Consider the following 24,381-nt stretch of genomic DNA (forward strand, 5'->3'; position numbering starts at 1 on the left):
GAGAACCATTGCTATTACGCCTTTCCCGGCAGTTATGCTCTTGACACGATTTTTTTTTCCAGGTAATCATACCTGCGTCAGTTTCGTACAGGATACAACGTTGAAGTTCAGTTCGGTTAAAATCGAGCACAAACGCTGGTTGCCGCCTGACGTACATAAGCAGGCGACGGCCATATTTCCCGGCGCACGCCATCAGCTTAGCATCTCTCCATGACGAGGAATTCCATGCGAGATTTTATCCTTACTGCGGGAATGATTGAAAAAACCCGCATGGCCATCGAAAACTCGCTGATCAGCGCCGGCGTACGCACCGCCCTGTTAATTGACGGGGCCGGCAACATTCTGTCCAACTGCGGCAAAGACTCATCCGACATCGACACCATCTCTCTGGCCGCCCTGGCGGCGGCCAATCTCGGCGCCACTTCCCAGATCGCCAAACTCATCGGCGAAGAAGACTTCTCCCTGCTGTTTCACAAGGGAAAAACCGATAACATCCATTTCGGCCGCATCGGCAGTGAACTGATCCTGATCACCATCTTCCGGGAAGACGTTTCCCTGGGCCTGGTCCGTTGCCGGGTATCCGAGCTGGCTAAAACCATCACGGAGATCTTCGAGGATAATTAATGGCCCTGATCGATCTCAGCAAAAGAGAAGTGCACTGCAAAATTGTTTATTGCGGCCCGGGGCGTTGCGGAAAAACCACCAACCTCCTCAGCGTTTACGAGTCCATGGCCGAAAAAGACCGGGGCAAGATGCTCACCATCGACACCAAAGGTGACCGGACCCTCTTTTTCGACCTGCTGCCGCTCAACCTGGGTACCATCCGGGGGTTCAACATCCGCATCCAGCTATACACCGTTCCCGGTCAGACCATGTACGAGGCCACCCGCAAGCTGGTGCTGAAGGGAGTTGACGGGCTGGTTTTTGTCGCCGACCCCCTGAAGGTACGGCGGCAAAGCAACATCGAAAGTCTGGATGACCTCCGCCGCCACTTACAGGACTACGGCTTGAAAATCGAAAAAATGCCCCTGGTCATTCAGTACAACAAAAGGGATCTGGCCGATACCCCCACCCCAACCCTGACCATCGAAGAGCTTGAAAGCGACCTGAACGACACCCTCAAGGTCAAAACCTTTCCGGCTTCGGCCATTGAAGGCGTCGGGGTTTTTGAAACCCTGCAGGAGATCAGCAAACAGACGGTCCGTTACGTGGCCAACAAGCACCTACTGGCCGACATGAAATAAGATAGGTTTGCAACGCCGGCAAATTGTTAAGTTAAGGTCAGGCGCTCCACATCCGTAAATCCCGTCAGGAGTTGAGTATGACCCAGAACATGGTAGAGCAGGAACTCCACAGCGAAATCGACAACGCCATCGACAATCTCTTTGGTCAATACACCGGCAACAAGGAAAAAAGCAAAGAACAACCAGCAGCTAAGCCGACGTCGTCCAGTGACGCCGGACCGGCCGGCGACGACCCGTCCTTCCAGGAACCGCCGGCCAACCAGGAGATACTCCGACTCGAGGAGGCCCTGCTCTCCCTTGACTGGGAAATTTCATCCGCCAACATCGAAGAAACCGCCCGGGCCCTACAAGGTATTCAGGCCATCCTCAACCGGGAGCAGCAGGATGTCCTGGCGGAACTGCTGGCCGTGATGCAGGAGATCCTGGAGGCCATTGCCGACTCTCCCCGCAGCGTTCCCACCACCGTGCCTAAAACCATGCAGGACGGCATGGAAGCGATCAAGGCCGCCATGACCACCGAGGAAATGCCGATGGTCGAGCAGAACATGATCGCCCCGGCGATGGCCAAACTGCGGGCGGCCATCGCCCATGTACATGAAGCCGGTCGGCTGGAGCCAGCCGCAACCGAAACCAGCCCACCCCCGGAAACCCGGCCTCAACCGGCAACAACCAACCGGGCCGCAGACTTCATAAAAACCGACAACCAGGAAAAACCGGCGCCCCAGGCATCATCCGCCGCCGATCAGGCCACCACCCCCGAAGTCGACCCACCGCTGGTCACCGCGATCAAAGCCCACCTGACGATTCTGGATAAATGCATCAACAAGCGAATCGTACCCATGGAAAAGCTGTTTGCCAAAAACCGGGGCTATGAAAAACTGCAAGCGGTCCACACCGATCTGCGCAAGCATCTCGAAAGGCAACAAAAGATGCTTGGCCAGGCCCTGACGGAAGCCCGGCGGGCAAGCGAAACGGTCGGCCCGGCGACACCTTCTTCGCGGCAATCATCCTCGGCCCCGGCGGTCTGCCCGTGGAAAAGCCTGGCGGTCACCACCCGCAACGACCGCCGGGTGGCCTTCGTTCCCGATGAGATCGCCTTTCAGGGAATTCCGGGGCGTAAAAAGTACAGCGGCCCCTTTTTCCCGCTGAAAAATTTAAAAAAGGGGCTGTTTGGCAAAGTCCGCCGCCAAGTCAGCGGCGACCTGACCGGACTGGCAGAAGACACGCTAAAAAACATGCTGCTGCCCCTGGCCCCGGATGAAGCCCCCAAGCGAGGCGACAAAAGCCCCATTGTCCTGCTGTTCAAGGAGAATGCCGGCGCCGTTTTCCGGGTGGAGAGCACCATCGAACTGCTGCAGGTTACCTCGGAATGGCAATGGTTCCCAACCAGCGATCCCGGCTCCATGGTCGCTGGAGAACTGAAAAGGGGGGAGGAAACCGTCACCGTCATCACCGCCCGCCCCGCCTCCCTGCCCGAGGGCTGATGACGGGCTAAATGAAAATGAATTCACCCGCATCACTCCCCGACAACCTGGAAGCCAAACTGGCCGAAGCGGATCTCTACGCCTCCCAGGGGCTGGTGGATGAAGCCCTGGAGATCTACCAATCGCTGCTGTTCGGGCTGGGCAACGACCAGCCCATCCTCAGGGATCAGTTGGAAGAGCGGATGGTGGCCCTTCAAACCGGCGGTAACGGGCACCAAGCAAACGCGCAGTCGACCGCAGTCGGGGCCGAAACCAGCGAAGTTGATCGTTTTGAAAACGCCATGGGCCTGATGATGGCCGGTTTTTACGCCGAGGCGGACAGCGAGTTACGCCTGCTGCTGGGCAGCGCCTTCCGGCCGGTGGTGGTGCACAGTAAAATCGGCGAATGCTGTCTGCAGCTGGACCGTCCCTTCGAGGCCATCGAACACTTTGAAAAGGCCTGTAAACTCAAAGGCTCCATGCGCCAGAACGAGCGCCTCCATCTCCTGGATGCCCTGGCCATCACCTATGAGCGTACCGGCTCAATGGCGCCGGCGATCAAAACCCTGGAACAGATCGTCGCCGTCGACCCCGTTTTTCGCAACGCCAAAAAAAGGCTGGCCTCCCTTTCCCAAACCGCCGGCAAATACGGCCGTTTCTTCAGCCTGATCCGCAATCAACTGCTCACCCCAGAGCAGTTTGAGGCCGCCAAAAAACAAGCAAAAAAGCACAACAACACGCTGGACAACATCCTGCTGGCTGAATTCGGCATCAGCAAACAGCAGCTTGGCGCGGCTCTGAGCGAATATTACCGCTGCCCCTTTGTCGAATTCGATGACTCCCAAAAGCTCATCCCGCCCGCCTGCCTACGCGGCACCAAGGAAAGCTATTTCCGCAGCAACGTCTTTGTGCCCGTCAACGGCCCCGAAGGCAAGATCAGAGTGCTGACCGACGACCCCAACAACCTGGGCAAACATGAAAATATCCGTTCGGTACTCTACGGCACCGAATACCAACTGGCAGTGGCCCTGAAGGAAGACATCAACCGCTATCTCGATGTTTTTTACGATAAATCCGGCGTAGACGGCAAGCCGGAAGAGCAGGATATCTTTGCCAGAATCGAGCTGTTGGATGAACCGGGCGAAGACCCCGAAGAAGAGGAAGAGAGCCGCGGGGCCGCCGACGGGGTGGTGGTGCAGATGGCCAACAGAATCATCGAAGATGCGGTGACCAGACGGGCTTCAGATATCCATATCGAAAGCATGCCAGGCCGCAAGGGAACCGCCATCCGCTTCCGGATCGACGGCGCCTGCAGCCACTACAAGACCATCCCCCACAACTTCAAGCGGGCCCTGATTTCCCGGCTTAAAATCATCTCCAAACTCGATATCTCGGAAAAACGGCTGCCCCAGGACGGTAAAATTAACCTGAAAACCAGCCACGGCACCATCGAACTCCGGGTCGCCACCCTGCCCACCCACGGCGGCAACGAGGACGTGGTCCTGCGCATCCTGGCCGGCGGCGGGGCTGTCCCCCTGGACCGGATGAACCTTTCCCGCCGCAATTACCAGGAACTCTGCCGCCTGCTGGAAATGCCCTATGGCTTGATCCTGGTGGTCGGCCCCACCGGCTCGGGCAAAACCACCACCCTGCACGGGGCCTTGAATTACGTCAACCGGCCGGACAAAAAGGTCTGGACCATTGAGGATCCGGTGGAAATAGTCCAGGAGGGGGTGCGTCAGGTCCAGGTGGAAAGAAAAATCGGGCTGGATTTTGCCCGGGCCCTGCGCGCTTTTCTGCGGGCTGATCCCGACATCATCATGGTAGGGGAAACCCGGGACCAGGAGACGGCGGAAATCGTGATCGAAAGCGCTCTCACCGGTCACCTGGTGTTCTCCACCCTGCACACCAACAGCGCCCCGGAAACGGTCAGCCGGCTGCTGGGGATGAAAATCGATCCCTTCAATTTCTCCGATTCACTGCTGGGTATTCTGGCCCAGCGCCTGGTACGCCGTCTTTGTACCCAATGCCGGGAGGCTTATCAGCCGGACCATGATGAGTGTGAGTTGCTGCTCGAGGAATACGGCTCCCATCCCCTCTACTCCCTGAGACGGCAAAAAGTCGCCGAAGCAACTCTTTACCGTCCGGTTGGCTGCGAAAAATGTGGAAAAAGCGGCTATGTCGGCCGGATCGCCCTGCATGAGCTGATGACCGTCACCGACGCCCTTAAAAATATGATCGTCCGCAACCGCCCTATCACCGAAATTCGCGATGAAGGCCTGCGCGGCGGCATGCTGACCCTGAAGCAGGACGGCATCTGGAAGGTGTTGCAGGGAGTAACCGATTTGCGCCAGGTCCGAGCTGCCTGTATCAAGTAGAGAAAGACCAGGCAGGTAGCACATCTGCAACGGCAAGCTTATTATTCAGCACGAGGCGACCATGAAAAGAGTTTTAATTGTCGATGATGACCAGGGGTTCTTGCTCAGCCTGCAGGATATGTGCAGGGATCACGCCGACCAATTCGAAATCGTCACAGCCCAGAACGGCAAAGAGGCGCTGGAACGACTAGCGGAAAAACCGGTACATCTACTGGTTACCGACCTGAAGATGCCGGAAATGGACGGTTTTGAACTGATTGGTCGGCTCAGTAAAAGAGGGGTCATTATTCCGGTGATTGCCATGACCGCATACGGCACCCCGGAGATGGAAGATCGGTTGATGACCATGGGGGCCTTCCAGTACATTGAAAAACCCATCGACTTCAACCTGCTGCTCAAGAAGATTCTCGATGGGCTGGCGGCGGGCGCCAAAGGGCGGGTCACCGGCATCTCCCTGCCCTCTTTCCTGCAACTGCTGGAGATGGACCGTAAAACCTGCACCATCACGGTGAAATCCGGCCGACATTACGGCATGCTCTGTTTTGAAAACGGTGAGCTGCTCAATGCCTTTACCGAACCGCTGGAGGGCCTGGAGGCGGCATTTGAAATCATCAACTGGGACCAGGGCGAAATTGAGATTTACAACTTTTGTCGGAACCGCAAACGGACCATCAATGAGCCCTTGGGCTTCATTCTCCTGGAGGCCGCCCGCTTCAGCGACGAAAAAACGGAAAGGGAAGCGGTGGCCGCCGGCAAGAAACAACCAGAAGAGGACCTCGACCCACCTCCCGCCAATCTCCCGTCGGCCCCCGACCTGCCGGAGCCATCCGGGCTGAGTTCCATCGGCGCTGAAATGGAGACCTTGCTCAACGCCACTCCGGGTATCAACCGGATGGTGCTGGTGACCAACGGTGGCTCCACCATTATTCGCAAAAACGTCGATAACCGTGAGTTCAGACCCTTTATCAGCTACGTGGTGATAACCGCCGACAAACTGCGCAAAGCCATGGGTTACCAGGAACTTCCGCGTCACATCATTCTCTCGCAGGACCGAGGCGGCAAGCTGCTGATCATCCCCGGCCCCGAGGTCACCCTGGGCCTGGAAGTGGACCCGGAGGTATCACCGGTAAAAATCTCGGCCGCCCTCGCTCCGGCCATCGCCGCCGCCAAAATCGGCCACACCGCCTAACACAAGGAGAGCAGGCATGGATGACTTACTGCAAGAAATCACAATGCTGCCGGGGGTTAAAGGAGCTTTCCTGGCCATGAGCGAACCTCAACTGGTGTTTTCCGATCTGCCCGACGGTTACCCGCCGGAGACCATGGCCCAGATCGAGGTCGCCATGGAGCGGATCTTTAAGATGAACGAGCCCTGCAAGCTCACCGTCAACTCCGTGGAGATGCTCTTTGACGATACCATGATGCTGGCCAAACAGGTCAGCGAAGGCTGCAACCTGGTAATCCTCGGTGAGCCGGACAGCAACTTCGCGCTGCTTAACATGACCAGCACCATGTTGCTGGGTGAGTTGCGCAGCCAGGCAGAAAGGATTCGCCGTGACCCGCCGGCGGCGGCCCCGGCCGCCACCGGCGATGGCGACAGCCGGGATTTTGAGGTGGTCAGGGAAAAAGACCCCCTGAAAAGTGCGCTGCCGGTGTTGGAGGAATCACTGGCCCGGGCCATCGGCCCCATTGCCGGCATGGTGACCAGGGAAACCGTTGAACAGTGGCTGCAGGAGGGATCCTGTCAAAAAGCGCGGTTCCCCGAACTGATCGATGCTTTTTGCCGGGAAATCGATGACCCGGCCATGGAAAAGGAGTTCCGGGCCAATGTCGCATCACTGCTGTAATCGACTTTTAGTGTAACCAAACAGAACCTTGGCCAAGGTCGCGCCCGGAAAACGGGCAGCCGGCGAACCGGGCAGGTAACTGCTTACCGTATCAGAAAAGGAGTAAAAGATGGGCATTCGTATGAGATCCGTTTTGGTCATGGGGGTTTTGGGTTTTCTGGCTATCGCCGTGATCGGTTTTGCCAGCTATCGTTTAAGTGTCAATAATGCCTTAAACGAAGCACAGATCAAGAGCGATATCGTTTTGAACTACGCCATGGCCACCCGTTTGTACATGCAACGCGTCCAGCGTCCCCTGGCCCTGGCCCTGGTGGAGGAAGACCGTTTCTACCCCGAGCTGATGTCCGGCTTCGTCTCCGCCCGGGGAACTTTTGAGATTTTCGAAGAACTCTATCCCGGCTACATCTTCAAACAGGCCACCCTGGATCCTCTCAACCCTTACAACCTGGCGGATCGTGACGAAGTCCGAATCATTGAACACTTCCAGGACAACCCGGAACTTACCTCCACCCAGGGTCAGCTCGCCAAAAACGGCACCGACCTCTATTACTTTGCCCAGCCGATTCGGGTGGACCGGGAAGGGTGTCTCTCCTGCCATGGTGACCCTGCCGACGCCCCGAAAGATCAGGTGGAGATTTACGGCGACCAGAACGGCTACCACTGGAATATGAATGAAACCGTGGCCGCTTTTGTGGTTTACATTCCCACCGCCGAGGCCATTGCCGCCGCCAAAACGCTGTCCATTACCCTGGTGCTGATCGGGGCGACGGGAATTGCCATCATGCTGTTTATCATCGGCTGGTTTCTCAACCGGGATGTGGTCAACCCCATTGTTCGCCTGGCGGAACGGACGGAAAGCTTCAGCTTCGGCAAGAACCTGGATGAACCCATCGACCGCAACGCCGTCGGCGAAGTCGGCACCCTGGCCCAGGCCATTGAAAGATTGCGGATCAGTCTGAAGAAACTGTTGCAACGCAGCCGTTAGGAGCAAGACCATGAAGAGAAACTCACTGCTGCTGCCAGGCCTGGGGGCTATTTGCCTGCTGATGCTGAATCCGGGCCCGGCGGCCGGCGCTGCCGACTGTGAGGAGCTGAGAAAAAACATCCAGCAGGAACGCAACCTGATCAGAAAACAGCAGTTGCTGGATGAAGCCGTGGCGGCCTGCCCGCAGGACGCCCGGATTCATTACGAAAAAGGCTACGGAGAAGAACGCCTGCGCCGTTACGACCAGGCCCTGTCCTATTACCTGCGGGCGGTGGAACTGGACCCGGATTTTGCCCGGGCCTTTTTCGGGCTGGGCGATGTGTACGTGGTGCTGGGCAACCTGGGGCCGGCCATCCAGGCTTACGAGGCCGGCCTGGCCCTGGACCCCGACCACGTCCGGGCCCGCTCGTCGCTGGAGTTGGCCCAGATCAAGTACCGCTCGGAACGGGGCGAACAGATCACCCCGGACGAGTTCGTCCGGGTAATGCAGGAAAGCCGCCAGCAGGGCACCACCGCCGGAGCCCTGGACGGCCCGCTGTTGCGGATGCAGATCCTCTTTCAGATCAACTCCGCCGAATTGACCGCCAGTGCCAAAGAGCAACTGGCCATGGTGGGGGCGGCCCTGACCGATCCCGCCCTGAGCGGGCAGCGGTTTGAGATCGCCGGCCATACCGACAGTACCGGCTCCCCGGAGGTCAACCTGCCGCTGTCCAAGGAACGCGCCGAGCAGGTCCGGCAATATCTGATGGAGGAATACGGAGTTTCCCCGGAGCGCTTGACCATCGCCTACTATGGCGACACCCGGCCGGCTGTTCCCAACGATACGGCGGCCAACCGGGCAATCAACCGCCGGGTTGAGTTCCGAAGACTCAGTGATTAGTGATTAACAGGCGTTACCGGTCGCCGACTGGCACGGGTCAGGATGCCGGTCGGTTACCGGCAGGGTCAGGATAAAGGCCGAGCCCTGGTCTTTAACACTCTCCAACCGAATCCCGCAGCGCATCTGGGCCAGCATTTTTTTGACGATCACCAGCCCAAGCCCCGTGCCATGGGACTTAGTGGTAAAGAAGGGTTTGAAGGCATCTTTGGCCAGTTCGTCGGACATGCCGCAACCGTTGTCGCCGATCACCAGTTGCACCGCATCGCGCCGTTTGCGGCTCAGCACCACCAGCCGCGGGTGGTCCACCCCGCCCATGGCGTCCAGGGCATTGGCAAAGAGATTCATGATCACGTGCTGCAGGGCCCTGGTGTCCACCACCACCCGCTGCGCATCCGGCGCCAGTTCCAGCCGCACGTCAATGTTCCGGGCCCGCAGATCGCTGCCCATCAGCTGCAGCAGGTCTTCAAAAAACAAAACCAGATCAACCTCGCTGGTTTTTGGCACCTCAAACATGCTGAAGTTTTTGAATGACTTCAGCAACACCTCCATCTTGCCGATCTCACCGGCAATCCGCTGCAGGTAGACATCGGTTTCTTCGTTGGAATACTTGTGGATGTTGTTCTGCAGGACCATCAAGGCCATCTTGATGGAGTTGAGCGGGTTACCGATTTCATGACGAATCCCGGAAAAGAGGCAACCGATGTTGTTCATCATCTCGGTGGCCTCGTCAACCGCCGCCAGCCGGTGCTGATCGGTAATATCCTGCACAAAAACCGAGACATACCGGCCATGGTTGGGCAAACAGCTGACGGTGTAACCCAGCATCCGGTGCTCATAGCGGACAATGGCCTGCCGACTTTTTTTCCTCCCGGGCCGCTGCAGGTTTTCCAGCTCGGCGCCAAGCAGCCGACTCAACTCATGATAGCCCGGAATCCCCCCCAAAGACTCCAGCAAGCCCCGGGCATGCTGGTTGACAAAAGAAACCGCCTCCTCCACGGTGTCGAGTACCAGCAGGCCGGTATCGATATCACCCAGGATATCACGAAATATGCAGGGGGAATCACAACTGGCAGTCATAACCACACGGGAATAAAAGGAAGCGCCATACCGCCGGCCGTTGGGCCGGCGGTATGGCGGGACTGATCAGTCTTTGGCGTTGTAGAAGAGATATTCAAGCACCCGCTCCTGGGGCAGGTATTCGGTGCCGGTGGTGCCGGCTACCGTATGATAGGAGCTGTAAACCACCACCCCGTCACCATGGATAAAACGCATGGTAAGCGGCTGGATCGGCTCATCCAAGGTGATAATACCCTCAAGGTCACCCTGCACCAAAGTGGTAACACTAGCACCCTCGGACGAATCAACCGGATTCAATAAGTGCCAGCCACCAGCAAAACCGGTGAGGAAAATACCGTTGTCAGGAGCAAGACAGGCACCATCGGTACAGGTCACGCTGGCCAACCAATTGGCCAGCGGGGCGTAGACCACTTCCGATTCAGGCTGAGCGCCACTAGGACCTGAAGCGATTCTCTCCACATACTCCACAAAGGGCTGAATCACAAAAGGGCTGGCCAAATCGGTGGCATACAGCCGGCCACCCTGCTCCACATAATTTCTTAAGATATCGTTATCAACGCCGGAAGCTGAAGCTCCACAATTTACGTAAACAATGTCATATTCTTCGATTTTGAATACTCCTGGCTCCACCTCCGCAAAAAGCTCTGAGGCTGCGAAGGCGCCGTACAGATCAAAAGTTTCCGTACCTGTCACCAGTTGGCCAGAATCATTCACCTCACCCAATCCCAGCTTGGCCAGCACATTTTCAATATTGTCATATGCGCCTTGAATTACCGCAATATTGGCCGCCCCCTGTTCAACCGAGGACGAAAAGACTATATCGCTGGTGGTCCCTACCACCAGGGTCGTCTCGACGGACCAGGCATCCTTGGTGGCTTTAATGGTTACCTCGGCACCCTCGGCATAATCTTCGGGCAACGTCAACTCGTAGTTGCCTTGATCGTCGGTACAGGTCCAAGCCACCCAAGCTTCCGCCGGTTCGTCGCAGGTTGCTTCCGAACGCACCGCCAGGCTGCTGGTGGTGTTTGAGTCCGGAATATAAACCGTGGCATTGGGGATCGGGGTTGAACCGTTGGGGGCATACAGGGTGCCGCTGACCACCTCTCCGGTTTCAATCGGATCATCATTACCATTGATTTCGTCATCATCCTTCTTCTTACTGCTGGATGAACTGCTGCTGCAACCGACAAAGGCCAGCAGCATGACACCGGCTACCAACATGGTCAATTTCTTCATTTTTTACCCTCCTTCCAGGTAAATTGTTTACCAACTCCCCACTGCGGGGACCCACCCGTTATTTCCGGCCAGCCAGCAGTTTGGAGTTACAAAATGATGGCCACCTGCTTAAGCCTAGCTTTCTGGAATAACGATTGTCAAATGCAAAAAAGCAACTCGTACAGCTACGCCATTTCCCTGCTATGTTAACATAACGATACGATAGCGTCATCACTCAAATGGGTGATTTTAACTGGTGCCGAAAATTGTCTGACCATGCAACGAGAGCGCCGGCAACACTTTATGGCGTAAAATATTTTTTTATGGTTTGCTGTTGGTAAGGCGTCGGCAATCAGTTTACCATTTGCCTGACTGTCACCCTCCAGACAAGGATCTTAAGGAGCTTGGTCCATGCCGCACCGCCGACGCTTTTTGGCCCTATTCAGCACCTTTTTGCTCGCCGTTCTGGCGCTGCTGCTCTGTCCGCCGGCGGGGCAGGCCTTTGCGCCTTACCCCTCCCATTACCGCTGGTACACCCTGCACACCGAGCAATTCGCCATTCATTACCCCCGCCACCTGGCGACACAGGCCGAGCACACGGCGCAAGTGGCCGAACAGGTACATGGCGAGTTAACCGCCCGTTTTGCTTGGACCCCCTGGGGCCGAACCCAGGTGGTGCTCACCGACCACATGGATTTCTCCAACGCCCTGGCCACCTCCTTTCCATACAATACCGTGGTGCTGATGCTGCGGCCCGCCGCCCCCGGGGAAGAGCTGGCCAATTACCGGGACTGGCTGCACCTGCTTTTTGCCCATGAATATGCCCATATCGTGCATCTTGACCAGGTCCGCGGCCCAAACCGGCTGGTGCGCGGCGTTTTTGGGCGCATCCTTTCCCCCTGGAGCTTTCCCAACTGGTTTTCCCCTAAATGGCAGGTGGAAGGGCTGGCCACCTATGAAGAGACCCGCCTTACCGGTTACGGCCGCACCGGGGGCAGCTATTTTGCGATGATCGTCCGCTCGGCGGCCCTGGCGGAACAGTTCCCAACCCTGGCCCAGATGCAGGGGTTTCATGCCAGTTGGCCGGGGGGCAAAAACCGTTATGTCTTCGGGGCCGAGTTCACCGACTACATTGCCGGCAAGCATGGCGAGGCCGGGCTCTACGAGCAGACCATGGATTATGCCGGACGCCTGCTGCCCTTCCGGCTCAACGCCTCCTTTGACCGGACCATCGGCGAGCGGCCCGGCTCCCTGTGGCGGGAGTGGAAACACACGGTGGAAAAACAGGCCGCCACCCTGCAGCAGCAGGTGGCCCGACAAGGCGAAACCACGGGTGAAGAGCTGACCAGGCGCGGTTACCGGATCGGAGCACCACGTTTTTCCGGCGACGGCCGTTTCCTGGCCTATACCGAAAGCGGCGCCCGGGAGTATCCGTCGCTGCGGCTGCTGGACCTGGCCGACGGCCAGGACAGGGAACTGGCCAAAGCCCCCGGCGCCACCGGCCTGTCGTTTGCCCCCGATGACCGGCGGCTGGCCTTCTCCCGCTGGGAGCGGGTTCGTTCCTACCAGCTTTATTCCGATCTTTATCTCCACGACCTGCAAGCAAGGGAAACCCGGCGCCTGACCACCGGCGCCCGCCTGCGCGACCCCGATTTTCACCCCGAAGACAACCTGCTGATCGCCGTGCGCGAGGGCGAAGGCACCACCACCCTGGTGCTGGTGGACCCGGACCACGGTGATTTCAAGCCCCTGCGGAACGAGCCTGACCCCGTGATTTACGGCCGTCCCCGCTGGTCCCCCAACGGTCGCCGGCTGGCGGTGACCGCCTGGCGGGATGGTCAACCGGGGCTGGAACTGATTGACGCTCGCAACGGCGAGGTGACAAGGTTGCTCAGCGCCGATCGCGCTACCCTGGCCTGGCCGGTTTGGAGCCGGTACGGGGAGTATCTCTATTTCACCTACGATCTCGACGGCATTCACAATATTTACCGCCTGCAGCCGGCCACCGGCCGGCTGGCGCGAGTGACCAACGTGGTGGGCGGCGCCTTTGAACCAGCCCGATGCCCGCACAGTGGCCGCCTGGTTTTCTCCGGCTATTCGGCCAGCGGTTATGATCTGGTACTGCTGGAAGAGTACACCGCCGAGGAGGTGGCGGCGGAGTTTGCCCCAGCCGACACCGCCTGGCGGCCCCCCGTCGTTGCCACCGTCATGGAACCGCCCGCCGATATTCAGCAGCAAGCGGAAGAGGACGAACCTGCCGTCATCCTCTCCCGCCACCGCTACCGGGCCGGCGCCACCCTGCTGCCCCGGGCCTGGTTCCCAGCCTTTGCCGTCGATGAGGAAGGGAGCAACTACGGTTTGTCCGTGGAGTCTTTCGATCCGCTGCGGCGCCATTATCTCCATGGCACAGCCCTTTACGGATCGGCCAGCCACCGCTGGGCCTGGGCTGCCACCTACCGGAATCACTGGTTTTTTCCGATCATCGAACTGCACGCCAGTGATTTTGCCGCCAAGCACGGTTATCTGTGGGCCCCGCCCGCCGATGAAGAGGGTTACCGGTCGCTGCCCAGCTACTGGGAACGGCGGCGCAATCTGCAGGCCTCTTTGCTGGTCCCCCTGCTGCGGCTGCGCTGGGGCCTGGTCGGCCGGCTCGGGGTGCGGGAACAGCGCCTGGAAGCCTTGAAGGGCTGGCCGGCGGGCGAAGAAGCTCCCGCCCAGGGCCGGCTCCGAGGCACGGTGGCCGGGATCAGCTTTGACAACCGGGAACAGCCGGGACTGGCGATTTCGCCGGAAAGCGGCGTGCTGGCGTCACTCCAGTGGAACCATTTCAACGACTCTCTGGGCGGGGATTTCAATATCGACGAGTTTATCATGGAAACCCGAGCTTTCCTGCGGGTGCCTTTTTTGCGGCGGCATGTGCTGGCCTGGTGGCTCAAAGGCGGCCTGGCGGAAGGTGATCGCCTGCTGCAAAGGCGCTTTCAACTGGGAGGCTTCATGCCGCCCGAGGCGCTGCTGGGCGAAAGCGGCGGCGGCTTTCCCCTGCGCGGCTACCCCCAGGCGGTGCAACGGGGGGATCGCATCCTGCGCTCCACCCTGGAATACCGTTTCCCGCTGATTTATCATGAAGCCGGCCCGGCGATCTTCCCCCTGTTTCTGGACCGCAGCCACCTGACCCTGTTCGGTGAAGCCGGGGCTGCCTGGGACGGCTCCTGGGAGAGTGACAACCGCATCAAATCCTCGGTGGGCACCGAGTACAAGCTGAATCTGGTGCTGGGCCACCTGATTCACCTGGACCTGCGGCTGGGCCTGGCCCACCGGCTGGACTCCGCCCGCCCCCGGGAAGACCGGACCATGCTCTATCTGGCCCTGGGGCACCAGTTTTAAAAACCGCCTGACAGAAGAACAGCTGGGTCAAATTCAGGCCATGACAGCCGGCCGACGGTCGGCTAAAATAGCCAGTGAGACGCCGAGAACTTACCACCAAAGGATTATGATTATGCAGCGGCTGCGGACAGTAATAGGCGGCGGGCTGGCTGGGCTTTTGGTTCTGCTGTTTGTCACCGCCCCGCTTTGTGCCGCCACGGAACCAAACCCCGTGGAAATCCAGGAGCATCAGGTGGAAGAACCGATTTTCGGTGGGCGAGCCTACCTGCTGGAAGCCGGCCGGGGCAACTCCCCCACCATGCTACTGGTGCACGGCCTGGGAGAACAGGCGGCACGCATCTGGGACGAACTGATCCCTGAACTGGCCGCTGAGTACCATGTACTAGCGGTGGACCTGCCCGGCTTTGGCCGTTCCGACAAACAAAACACCCTTTATTCGCCCAAAAATTATGCCGCCTACCTCGACTGGCTGACCGAAACCTTCAGCCCCGACCCCATGGTGGTGGTCGGCCACTCCATGGGCGGCACCGTGGCCCTGCGTTTTGCCGCCGACCACCCACAAAAAGTGCAGCGGCTGGTGCTGATTGATGTGGCCGGAGTGCTGCACCGCAAGGCTATCACCCAGGAACTGCTGGAGCCGGATCTCCAGCAGCGCCTGCCCAGCCTGCCTTCCGGCCCCGTGAGCCGGATCGACAACTGGCTGAGCGGCATCATCGCCGGCCTGCCGGATTTGCCCCTGGATATTGATCAGGCACTGACCAACGACACCCTGCGGGCCCGGCTGCTGGGCGGCGATCCCGCCAGGATCGCCGCTCTGGCAGTGGTCCAGGATAATTTCAACCGCGACCTGCGGGAACTGCAAATACCAGCCTTTATCATCTGGGGGGCCGAAGATTATGTGACCCCGTTGCGCACCGGGCTACTGCTGAAAACCCTGCTGCCCCGGGCCCAGTTGCAGATCATTCCCGAGGCCGGCCATGTCCCCATGCGGGATCAGCCGGAACTGTTTCGGGACGCCCTGCTGCAGGCCCTTACCGCTCCAGCTCCCGCCGCCATGACGACGCCCTCCAAGGGCACCGCCACCAAAACCGAGCGGCTCGGGGTCTGTCAGGACCAGCAGGGACTGATCTTCAGCGGCCGTTATGACCGGCTGACCATCAGCGACTGCCGAAACATCAGGCTGCGCGGGGTGGAGGCCGCCTCGCTGGTTATTGAGAACTCCCAGGTCACCATCGAACAGGGATGGCTGGAAAGCCCCGGGACCGCCATGCAGGTGACCAATTCGACGGTGACGGCCACCGGCCTGCGGGTGAGGGGCGAAAACGCCCTGGTGGTATCAGCCAGCCGCCTGGACCTGGCCGGGGTCGAACTGATCGGCCAGGAAACCGCCATGCGGGCCGAGTCCCCCTCGGTGCTGCTCTTTTCTTTAAGCCTGGCCGAAAGCAGCCACGGCCGCCATTATCTCCACGGCGAACACCGGCTACAGCCCGGCGCCCCGTTGTAAAATCTGGTTGTCTGTCGGCGCCGCCAACTGTTTGATTGCTTTCCCGGCGGCAATTAATTAGGATGCGTGTTTGTTTGCAAACCAGCAGATAATACTCATGAGGCACAAAATGAAAGGTGGTTTTGCGTTACTGGCCGCGATGCTTTTGCTTGCCTGGAGCCTTGGCGGCTGTATCGCCGACGATGACGACAACGACGACAACGACGACCCCGGCGATCCGGTGGCCTTTGTGTTATTGACCTCCGGCCAGACCAGCGGCATCGACAGCGAACGACTGACGGCGCTGAGCCAGCAGGCGGCTTACAACCGGTTGTGGCAGGACCATGAAACCGCCTTTGTCATCCCACCGGAGCAGCCGGCGGTTGATTTCAGCCAGCGGATGGTGGTAGCCGCCTTCCTCGGTCAACGCGACACCGACGGCTACCAGGTGGAAGTGGTGGAGGTTCGGGAACGGGAGCACAGCTTAATGGTCACTGTACGCTTTACCATTCCGGACGACGATTGCCCGGGCACCGAAACCACCACCCAGCCTTACCGACTGGTCACCATCCCCCAAACGGATAAGGTGGTGGGCTTTACCACCGAAGTAAGGGAGAGTTGCCCTTAATGATCCGGTTGCACTCCCCCTTCGTTTAGTCCGCCATGAAAAAGAAGAAAAAAAAACCGCTGTGGAGAAAACGCTGGAAACGCTTTAAGCGTTGGCAGCAGCGTTCTCCCTGGACTCCGGCAAGCTGGTTCACCTGGGCCGGAATGGGGCTGCTCTGGCTGCTCATTCAAATGCCCACCTCCTGGCTACAGCGGCTGGGCCGGGGGCTGGGGTTGGGGCTTTACGCCCTGATGCCGGGCCGCCGACACATCGCCCGCACCAACCTGCAACTGTGCTTTCCCGAACTTAGCGACCGGGAACGGGAACATCTGGTCCGGGAGAACTTCGCCTCCAGCGCCATGGCCATTTTTGAGGCCCTGTTGGGATGGTGGGGCAGCGATCAGCGTATTGCCGCCCTCTACACGGTGGAAGGGGAAGAAAACCTGGCGGCGGCCCGGGCCGACGGCAACGGGGTAATTCTGCTGGGGGGCCACTACACCACCCTGGAGATCAGCGGCCGTTTTTTCGGCCCCCACGTCAAAGGGATCTACCCCATCTACAAACCGGCCAAAAATCCGGTGGTTGAATTGCTGATGGTCAGGGCCCGCAAACGCTATTTCGACGACCTGCTGCCCAACAGCGACCTGCGCGGCGCGATCCGCCAACTGCGTCGGGGTAATGTCACCTGGTACGCCCCGGACCAGGATTTCGGCCGCCGGGATACGGTTTTTGCCCCCTTCATGGGGGTACCCGCCGCCTCCCTGGTGGCCACTGCCCGGCTGGCCAAGCTGGGCCGGGCCAAGGTGCTGCCTTTTTATTCACAACGGCTGGCCGACGGCCGCTACCTGGTGCGTATCGAGCCGGCCCTGGAAAACTTCCCCAGCGGCGAAGATGTTGCCGATGCCACTGCCATCAACCGGGTCATCGAGCAGCAGGTGCGCCGGGCGCCGGAACAGTATCTGTGGATCCACAAACGATTCAAGACCAGGCCGCCCGGTGAAACTGAGCTTTACCACCGCTGAACGAACACTTGACAACCCAAAACGCCTTGGGCATATTCCTGCTTCGTCTGCACAATCGAAAAAAAACTTCAAAATATATCTCCGAAAACCAGAGGAAAAGCATGAGCAAGATCAACCGGCAACTGCCGACACCCTCCCCCATTACTTACGGGGACTGCCTGAAAAGTTATACCTACGACCAGGACAAAGCCTGCACCCCGGAAGAGACCATCACCAAACTCAAAAAGAAACTGGCCGAGGTCAAACTCGACATCCTCAACGATGTCCGGCGGGTGGACACCGGACGGCTGGACATACCCGTTTACTTCAGCGTTTGCGGCCGCGAGGCCTTCGAGGTAATCCGCAACAAGAAGCAGCTGGGCAAGGGCTGCACCCCGGAACAGTCCCAGGCCAGCGCCTGCATGGAATTGATTGAGCGCTTCAGTTTTTTCGACTTCAACCAGAAGCCGGCCAACTTCCTGCGGGCCACCTACGCCGAACTCAAGGATCAGGATCTACCGCTGCTGCCGCTGAAATATCTGCTGCAGTCGGTCCACGACGAAAACACCTCGGAAGATACTCTGGCCCGGCTGATTGCCGATATTCCCATCCGCTGGACCTGGGCCACCCACCTCAACCGAGGCGAGATGGTGCTGATCCCCTATTCCTGGTTTTACGCCATTAATGAATTCAACGGTCCTTCCGCCGGCAACTCCTATGAAGAGGCGATCCTGCAGGGGCTCTGCGAAGTGGTGGAGCGCCACGTGTCGGCGGTGGTGACCAGGCAGCGGCTCAAGGCCCCCAAGATCGATCCCGCCTCCATCACCGATCCGGTGGCCGTTGAACTGCTGCACAAGTTCACCCGCCACGGCATACGGGTCTTTTTGAACGATTTCACCCTGGATACCGGCATTCCCACCGTGGCCGCCATGGCCATGGACCCCTCCACCTTTCCCGACACCAGCGAAATCGTTTACACCGCCGGCACCACCCCGGAACCCAACAAGGCCCTGATCCGCGCCCTTACCGAAGTGGCCCAGATGTCCGGCGATTTCCACAGCCAGTCCAACTACGAGGCCAGCGGTCTGCCCAAACCCCTGTCGCTGGAGGAGGTTGATTACATCGTTAACCCCGGCCGCACGGTGCAAATAAACGAGCTGCCCGACCTCAGCGACAATAACATGAAGGCGGAAATCGACCGCTGCCTGGCGGCCTTGAGCAAGCTGGGGATGGAGGTCTTTCTGGTCAACACCATGCACCAGGAGCTGCAGATCCCGGCCGTTTACACCATCATCCCCGGGGCCGACTTCCGGGAACGCTCCAACAGCCGCAACGTCGGCCTGTTTGCCGCCAAACTGGCCCACGAGCAGATCAGCCCGGCGTCAGCCCAGATCGAGCAACTGGAAAAGATGGGCGGGATTCTACCCGAGGCCTATTTCATCGAATTTTTTCTCGGCAAGAAAAAGGCCGCCATGGGCCTGTTCCAGGAGGCCATGGATCATTTTCAGCGCTCACTCCAGCTTCACCCCGAGGAAGAGGACTTTCCCTACATTTACGCCTACATGGGGGAATGCCTGAAAGACATGGGCAGCTACCGGGAGGCCATCGAAGTGCTGCGCCGGGGCCTTGAGCATGACGAGGAACGGCAGGATATCCACAACATGCTGGGTTTCTGCCATTACAAGCAGGCCGATTACGAAAACGCGGTCACCCACTTTGCACGGGCCATCGACCTGGAGCCGGGCTCGGCCATCGATTTTGCCAACCTCGGCATCAACCTGCGCAAGCTGGGACGCCATGAGGAGGCGGCGCATAATTTAAAAATCGCCATCACCATGGACCCTTACCTTGAACTGGCCCGCACCCACCTGGATGAGATGTTACAGGAAAAGCAGCAGACCGCCGCCCGGGCATCCCTTGGTTAAAGGACTATGGCCATGTCTTTGCAGATCGAAGAAAGAATAGTCAACGCCCTGCTGGCCCACGGCCGCCGCGAAGAACCCAACGAGGCCTGCGGTTACCTGGCGGCCCGGGACGGGGTGATTTGCCGTCATTTTGAACTGACCAACATCGACGCCGCCCCGGACCATTACTCCATGGACCCAGCCGAACAGTTTGCCGCCATAAAGCAGATGCGGGAAGATGGCCTGCAACTGGTGGCGGCCTACCACAGTCATCCGGAAACCCCGGCCCGGCCCTCGCTGGAAGACATCCGCCTGGCCAACGACCCCGACATGATCTATGTCATCGTCAGCCTGATGGCCGGCGTGGAACCGATCAAGGCCTTCAAAATCGAAGATAACGATTATCGCGACCTCCCCCTGCATATCCTGAAAAAGCAGTAACCGAACAGCCGTATAACTGATCACGGGGTGCCCCAGGGCAAGATCAAGGTCATTGGTTTTGTCCCGGGTTTTACGTCCCCCGTCCAACCCCAGGCGACTTTGACGTTGCCTTGGCAGGGTGCCGCCTAAAACGGCGATCGCTTACACAGCAGCAGGTAGAGAGCCGGCACCACCAGCAGGGTCAGCATGGTGGAGGCGGCCAGGCCGGAAATCAAGGCCCAGGCCAGCGGCGGCCACAAAGATGAGGGGGAAAAGGCCAGAGGCAACATCCCGGCAATGGTGGTGGCAGTGGTCAAAATAATCGGCCGGGTCCGCCGGCCTACCGCTACCTGCAGGGCCGCCGCTGGCGACAGCCCGGCCGCCTGGCGCTGCTCGGCCACGGCCAGCAGGACAATGGCATTGTTGACCACCACCCCCACCAGGGCGATGGTGCCCAGCAAAGACATGAAACCGAATGGCTGACCGCCCAGCAGCAGCCCCGGCACCACCCCGGCGGCGGCCAGGGGGACGGTAACCAGCACAATCCCAACCTTACGAAAAGAGTTGAACTGCAGCAGCAGGATCGCCAGTAACAGCAGCAACCCCAGCGGGGCGGCGGCGACCATGGCGGCGTTGGCCTCGCCGGTACCCTCCAGGTCCCCGCCCAGCTCCCAATAAATACCCTCGGGCAGTTCCAACCGTTCCAGCCGGGGGCGCAACTCGGCCAGCACATGGCTGTAGGTGGTGCCGTCGGTCAGTTGGGCCAGCACCTTGGCCACCCGCCGCCGGTCCTGGCGCTCGATGGACGCCGGCCGCCACTGCAGCTCGCCAGTGGCCACCAGGCTGAGGGGCACCGGCGCCGGCTGGCCCGACCTTGCGGTCAGCAGCAGCACATTTTCCAGGTCCGCTGCTGGATAATGTTCGCCTGCCGGGGAACGGACCACAATCGGCACCGGCTCATCACCGCCCCGGAATTGACCGGCGGGAATCCCCCGGCTAAGCCCGTAAAGGGCCAGGGCCACATCCTCCCGCTGCAGGCCGTGCCGGGCGGCGGCGGCATCATCGATGGCAAAGACCATGGTGGGGGCGCCGGTGCTCAGCTCATGGCGCATATCCCGGGGGCCGGGGATCTGCTCAAGCTGGGCCATCACTTTGAGGGCGGCGCTTTCCAGGTCGGCCAGGGCAGGCTGGCCGTGAGCCCGGGGCCCGGCCGGCCCCTCGGCGACCCCATAACGACGTTTGATCTCCGGTGGCGGGACGCCGAACAGCCGGATTTCAATGGGGGCGATCACCGGCGGACCCTGTTCAAGCTTCCGCACCACCACCTCTATCCCCGGCAGTTGCCGGTGGGCCCATCCTCGGGTCCAGGCGACCAGTTGGTCGGCCGCCGCCGTGTCATCGGCGGTAACAGCCAGTTGGGCCAGATTGGGGCTGCGGGGAATCCTGGGCAGGTTGTAGTAAAAGGCCGGCGCACTGCGCCCGACGAAAGTCGCCACCGCCGTAACCCCGGGTCGGGCCAGCAGTTCCTGCTCCAGTCGACCGGCGGCGGCCGAAGTGGCTTCCAGCCGGCTGCCTTCCGGCAGCTTGATCGACACCGTGAACTGATTGCGGTCGGACAGTGGGAAAAACTGGCGGGGCACCAGCGGGGTCAGTAAAAACATGAGCAGGATCAACAGCACCGCAAACCCCAGCACCGGCCAGGGACGGCTCACCGCCAGCCGCCCCAGCCGGTCGGCCAGGCGCCGCCACCACCTCCCGCTGCTTACCGGGCGTCGGGAATGCAGGAAGTAGCGGCAAAAAAGCGGCGTAACCAAAATGGCAAAAAGATAGCTCAACCCCAGGGTGAGGATAATCACCAGGGGAATGCTCCGAGTGAAATCGGCGGTGGGCCCCCGGGCGATCAGCATCGGGGTGAAGGCCGCCAGGGTAGTGCCGGTGGCCGCCGCCAGGGGGGCCGCCACTTCCCGCACCGCATCCCGCATTGCCTTACCCGGAGCGTGGCCCTCGTCCAGCCGAGTCTGAATATTTTCCGTCACCACGATGGCATTATCCACCAGCATCCCCAAGGCGATGACCAGAGCGGCGATGGAAATCTGCTGCAGCACCCCGCCGCCCAGGGCATACATCCCCAGGGCCGCCAGGGTGACCATGGGCACCACCGCCGCCACCACCAGACCGGGCCGCCAGCCAAGGGCGGTGACCAGAACCGTGGCCACGATGATGATGCCCAGCAGCAATGAGGTTGAAAGCTGGCTTAAACGCAGGCGAACCCAGTCCGGCTGAAATGCCATCTCCCGGATCTCCAGCGGGGCGAAATCAGCCGATCCTGCGGCCACCAGGCGACGAACCGCCTGGCCGAAGGCAATGATATTGCCGTCGCTGACCGGCACCACCCCCAACCCCACCACCGGTCGGCCGTCCAAGCGCATCAGGGTTTCCGCCGGCCGGGCCGGACCATGGCGAACCTCGGCCAGTTCAGCCAGGGGCAAAGCCGCCCCCGACGGCAGCACCAGGGGGGTTTGTTTGATTTCCGCCAGAGACTGAAATTCGCTCAAAGGGCGTAAGATCAGCCGGCTGTCGGCCACCGCCAGGTCGCCACCGCCCTGCACCCGGTTGCGGGCGGCCAGCAGGGCGGCCAGTTGACGGCTATCCAGCCCCAATCGTCGCACCGCTTCCTCATCCCAGCTAACGGTGATCTGCTCGCCGGGATCCCCCACCAGGTGTACCTTGCCCACCTCCGGCAGTTGCAGCAACCGCCGCTGCAACTGCCGGGCCGCCGCCCGCAGCACCAAAGGATCGTTATCGCCGCCCACCGCCAGCACCACCGAATCCTGCTCATTAAGATCACGATTCAGCTCGGGTCGAGCAACTCCTGCGGGCAAACGGGGCCCGGCCCGCTCCAGGGCCAGGCGCACATCATCCCAGGCCCGCTCGATATCCCGGGTGCCGTCAGCCAACTCCAGGTTGAGCACCGCCAGTTCGGCCCGTGAAGTAGAATAAATCCGGCTGACCTGCTCCACCTCCTGCAGGTACTGCTCAAAAACGTCGGTAACCAACCGCTCCACGGTTTCGGCGTCGGCCCCGGGAAATTCCACCAGGATCTGGCCCCAGTAGTCACGCAGGGTGGGGTCTTCCTGCCGGGGCATCTGGCCGCCGGCCAACAGACCGATCAGGGCGACCAGCACCACCGCCGCCAGGGTGACCCGGGGCCGGGAGTGCAGCTTATCCAGCACCCCGGAGTTCACGGCACCGGTTCCTCCGCCATCGCCTCCACCTCCTCCACCGCTTCCACCAGGGCGCCGGCGGCCAAGGTGCTGAAGCCGGAAACCAGCACCCGGTCACCAGGCTGCAGAGGACCAAAAACCGCCACCCGCTCGCCGGTCAAAGCCCCCAGTTCAATGCCGACTCTTTCCACCCGGCCGTCTTGCCCCAGCCGCATCAGGGCCGGCCGGTCGCCGCCGGGGTTGATCACCGCCGCCGGCGGCACCAGCCAGGCCCCTTGCTGCGTCGCCTGCCACCGCACCTCGGCCAACTGCCCCGGCCGCAAACCCGGAACGGCGGGGAATTCCACCAGGACCGGAAACAGGGACGGCGCCAGCGGTGAAGCATCGGCCACCGAGCGAACCGTCCCGGCCAGCCTCTGCTCAGAGCGGGGCAGAAAAACCTCCAATTCCGTGGACGGCGGCAGCCAGTCCAGCATGGCTTCCGGCACTTCAAGCAACAACTCAAAGGTACCGGTTGTCCGATCCGGGGCAAAATCGTCGGTTTTTTCGCTGCCGGTGGTGGCGTTGACGCTCAGCACCGGCCGGCCCGTCGCCAGATATTCCCCCGGTTCGGCCAGCACTGCGGTGACCGTACCGGCAAAGGGAGCCCGCAGCACGGTTGCGGCCAGTTGGCGCTTGGCCTCCCGCAACTCTTCGGCGGCGGACTGGCGGGCGGCCGCCAGAGCTGCGGCGGCGGACTCAGCCAGCTCGGCCTCATCCTGGCTGGCCGCGCCGGAGGCCGCCAGGCTGACCAGGCGTCGATGCTCGTTGTCGGCCCGCCGCCAGCGGATTTCCAGTTCCTCCAGCCGGGCCCGGGCCCCCGCCACGACGTTTTCCCAGGGCTCCGGGTCGATGGTTGCCAGCACCTGGTCGACGGCAAAAACATCTCCGGTTTTAACCGGCCGAGTCAGCAGCCGGCCGCCGCCCTCAAAAGACAATTCCGTCCGCCGGCCGGCCCGGACCAGGCCGGAAAGGCGCAACTCCCGGATACTGCTGCCCGCCTCCACCTTCGCCACCCGCACCGGCTGCCGGCTCTGCTCGGCGACCGGCACTACCGGTGGAGTTGTCGGTGGCCCCGGCTTATAGATCAGCACCAGCAGCAGCACAAGAGCCAACAGTAGTCCGCCAAGCAAGCGACCGTATGCATGGTTAATTTTCATTATCGCCATCCTTTGCTGCGAAAATCGCAAGTTGCTTATCTCTTTGCAATAGAGCATGCCGTAAACGATT

At 60.4% G+C, this 24,381-nt stretch carries 18 protein-coding genes; 14 read left to right on the forward strand and 4 right to left on the reverse strand.

Annotated elements, in window-relative coordinates:
• The first annotated feature begins 225 nt into the window (after positions 1-225).
• The 8 genes from P0N66_RS10085 (at position 226) to P0N66_RS10120 (ending at position 8,797) form a co-directional block, all read left to right on the forward strand.
• Positions 226-624: a roadblock/LC7 domain-containing protein gene (locus P0N66_RS10085; RefSeq protein WP_275804945.1), complete on the forward strand. Its 399-nt coding sequence runs from the start codon at positions 226-228 to the stop codon at positions 622-624.
• Complete coding sequence (locus P0N66_RS10090) at positions 624-1,244, forward strand: GTP-binding protein (RefSeq protein ID WP_275804947.1); 621 nt, start codon at positions 624-626, stop codon at positions 1,242-1,244. Before P0N66_RS10085 ends, P0N66_RS10090 begins: the two co-directional genes overlap by 1 nt.
• Before the next feature lie 77 nt (positions 1,245-1,321).
• Positions 1,322-2,728 carry a hypothetical protein gene (locus P0N66_RS10095; protein ID WP_275804949.1) on the forward strand — a complete coding sequence of 469 codons (1,407 nt, stop codon included), beginning with the start codon at positions 1,322-1,324 and terminating at the stop codon, positions 2,726-2,728.
• A 17-nt stretch (positions 2,729-2,745) separates the two neighbouring features.
• Positions 2,746-5,085: an ATPase, T2SS/T4P/T4SS family gene (locus tag P0N66_RS10100; protein ID WP_275804951.1), complete on the forward strand. Its 2,340-nt coding sequence runs from the start codon at positions 2,746-2,748 to the stop codon at positions 5,083-5,085.
• A 61-nt stretch (positions 5,086-5,146) separates the two neighbouring features.
• Entirely contained in the window at positions 5,147-6,274 is a 1,128-nt protein-coding gene (locus P0N66_RS10105) for a response regulator (protein WP_275804953.1), read from the forward strand.
• Positions 6,275-6,290: 16 nt separating this feature from the next.
• Positions 6,291-6,932, forward strand: coding sequence for a DUF8082 domain-containing protein (locus P0N66_RS10110; protein WP_275804955.1), 642 nt, complete (start codon positions 6,291-6,293; stop codon positions 6,930-6,932).
• 109 nt (positions 6,933-7,041) lie between these two features.
• Positions 7,042-7,917 carry a Tll0287-like domain-containing protein gene (locus tag P0N66_RS10115; RefSeq protein ID WP_275804957.1) on the forward strand — a complete coding sequence of 292 codons (876 nt, stop codon included), beginning with the start codon at positions 7,042-7,044 and terminating at the stop codon, positions 7,915-7,917.
• A 10-nt stretch (positions 7,918-7,927) separates the two neighbouring features.
• Complete coding sequence (locus P0N66_RS10120) at positions 7,928-8,797, forward strand: OmpA family protein (protein ID WP_275804959.1); 870 nt, start codon at positions 7,928-7,930, stop codon at positions 8,795-8,797.
• 3 nt (positions 8,798-8,800) lie between these two features.
• Here P0N66_RS10120 and P0N66_RS10125 read toward each other — a convergent pair whose 3' ends face one another.
• Positions 8,801-9,874 carry a sensor histidine kinase gene (locus P0N66_RS10125; protein WP_275804961.1) on the reverse strand — a complete coding sequence of 358 codons (1,074 nt, stop codon included), beginning with the start codon at positions 9,872-9,874 and terminating at the stop codon, positions 8,801-8,803.
• A 66-nt stretch (positions 9,875-9,940) separates the two neighbouring features.
• Positions 9,941-11,110, reverse strand: a complete 1,170-nt coding sequence (locus tag P0N66_RS10130) for a hypothetical protein (RefSeq protein WP_275804963.1) — start codon at positions 11,108-11,110, stop codon at positions 9,941-9,943.
• A gap of 390 nt (positions 11,111-11,500) precedes the next feature.
• Here P0N66_RS10130 and P0N66_RS10135 point away from each other — a divergent pair, with 390 nt between their 5' ends.
• The 6 genes from P0N66_RS10135 (at position 11,501) to P0N66_RS10160 (ending at position 19,909) form a co-directional block, all read left to right on the forward strand.
• Complete coding sequence (locus tag P0N66_RS10135; RefSeq protein ID WP_275804965.1) at positions 11,501-14,473, forward strand: hypothetical protein; 2,973 nt, start codon at positions 11,501-11,503, stop codon at positions 14,471-14,473.
• A gap of 112 nt (positions 14,474-14,585) precedes the next feature.
• Positions 14,586-15,977 (forward strand): alpha/beta fold hydrolase, encoded by a 1,392-nt coding sequence (locus P0N66_RS10140; protein WP_275804967.1) that lies wholly within the window; start codon positions 14,586-14,588, stop codon positions 15,975-15,977.
• 109 nt (positions 15,978-16,086) lie between these two features.
• Positions 16,087-16,584: a protease complex subunit PrcB family protein gene (locus P0N66_RS10145; protein WP_275804969.1), complete on the forward strand. Its 498-nt coding sequence runs from the start codon at positions 16,087-16,089 to the stop codon at positions 16,582-16,584.
• A 35-nt stretch (positions 16,585-16,619) separates the two neighbouring features.
• The gene (gene lpxL, locus P0N66_RS10150; protein ID WP_275804971.1) at positions 16,620-17,585 is read left to right on the forward strand and encodes an LpxL/LpxP family Kdo(2)-lipid IV(A) lauroyl/palmitoleoyl acyltransferase; all 966 of its coding nucleotides are present in this window, start codon (positions 16,620-16,622) and stop codon (positions 17,583-17,585) included.
• Between the two features lie 101 nt (positions 17,586-17,686).
• Positions 17,687-19,489 carry a YcaO-like family protein gene (locus P0N66_RS10155; protein WP_275804973.1) on the forward strand — a complete coding sequence of 601 codons (1,803 nt, stop codon included), beginning with the start codon at positions 17,687-17,689 and terminating at the stop codon, positions 19,487-19,489.
• Between the two features lie 12 nt (positions 19,490-19,501).
• Positions 19,502-19,909 carry a M67 family metallopeptidase gene (locus tag P0N66_RS10160; RefSeq protein WP_275804974.1) on the forward strand — a complete coding sequence of 136 codons (408 nt, stop codon included), beginning with the start codon at positions 19,502-19,504 and terminating at the stop codon, positions 19,907-19,909.
• A 125-nt stretch (positions 19,910-20,034) separates the two neighbouring features.
• Here the strand turns inward: P0N66_RS10160 and P0N66_RS10165 are convergent, their stop codons facing one another.
• Together P0N66_RS10165 and P0N66_RS10170 are read right to left on the reverse strand one after the other, a co-directional pair.
• A complete protein-coding gene (locus P0N66_RS10165; protein WP_275804976.1) occupies positions 20,035-23,133 on the reverse strand; it encodes an efflux RND transporter permease subunit in 3,099 nt (1,032 codons plus the stop codon).
• Positions 23,130-24,311 (reverse strand): efflux RND transporter periplasmic adaptor subunit, encoded by a 1,182-nt coding sequence (locus P0N66_RS10170; RefSeq protein WP_275804978.1) that lies wholly within the window; start codon positions 24,309-24,311, stop codon positions 23,130-23,132. The genes P0N66_RS10165 and P0N66_RS10170 overlap by 4 nt, the downstream gene beginning before the upstream one ends.
• Positions 24,312-24,381 lie beyond the last annotated feature (70 nt).

The sequence above is a fragment of the Desulfurivibrio dismutans genome (assembly GCF_029210385.1).
Lineage (GTDB): Bacteria > Desulfobacterota > Desulfobulbia > Desulfobulbales > Desulfurivibrionaceae > Desulfurivibrio > Desulfurivibrio dismutans.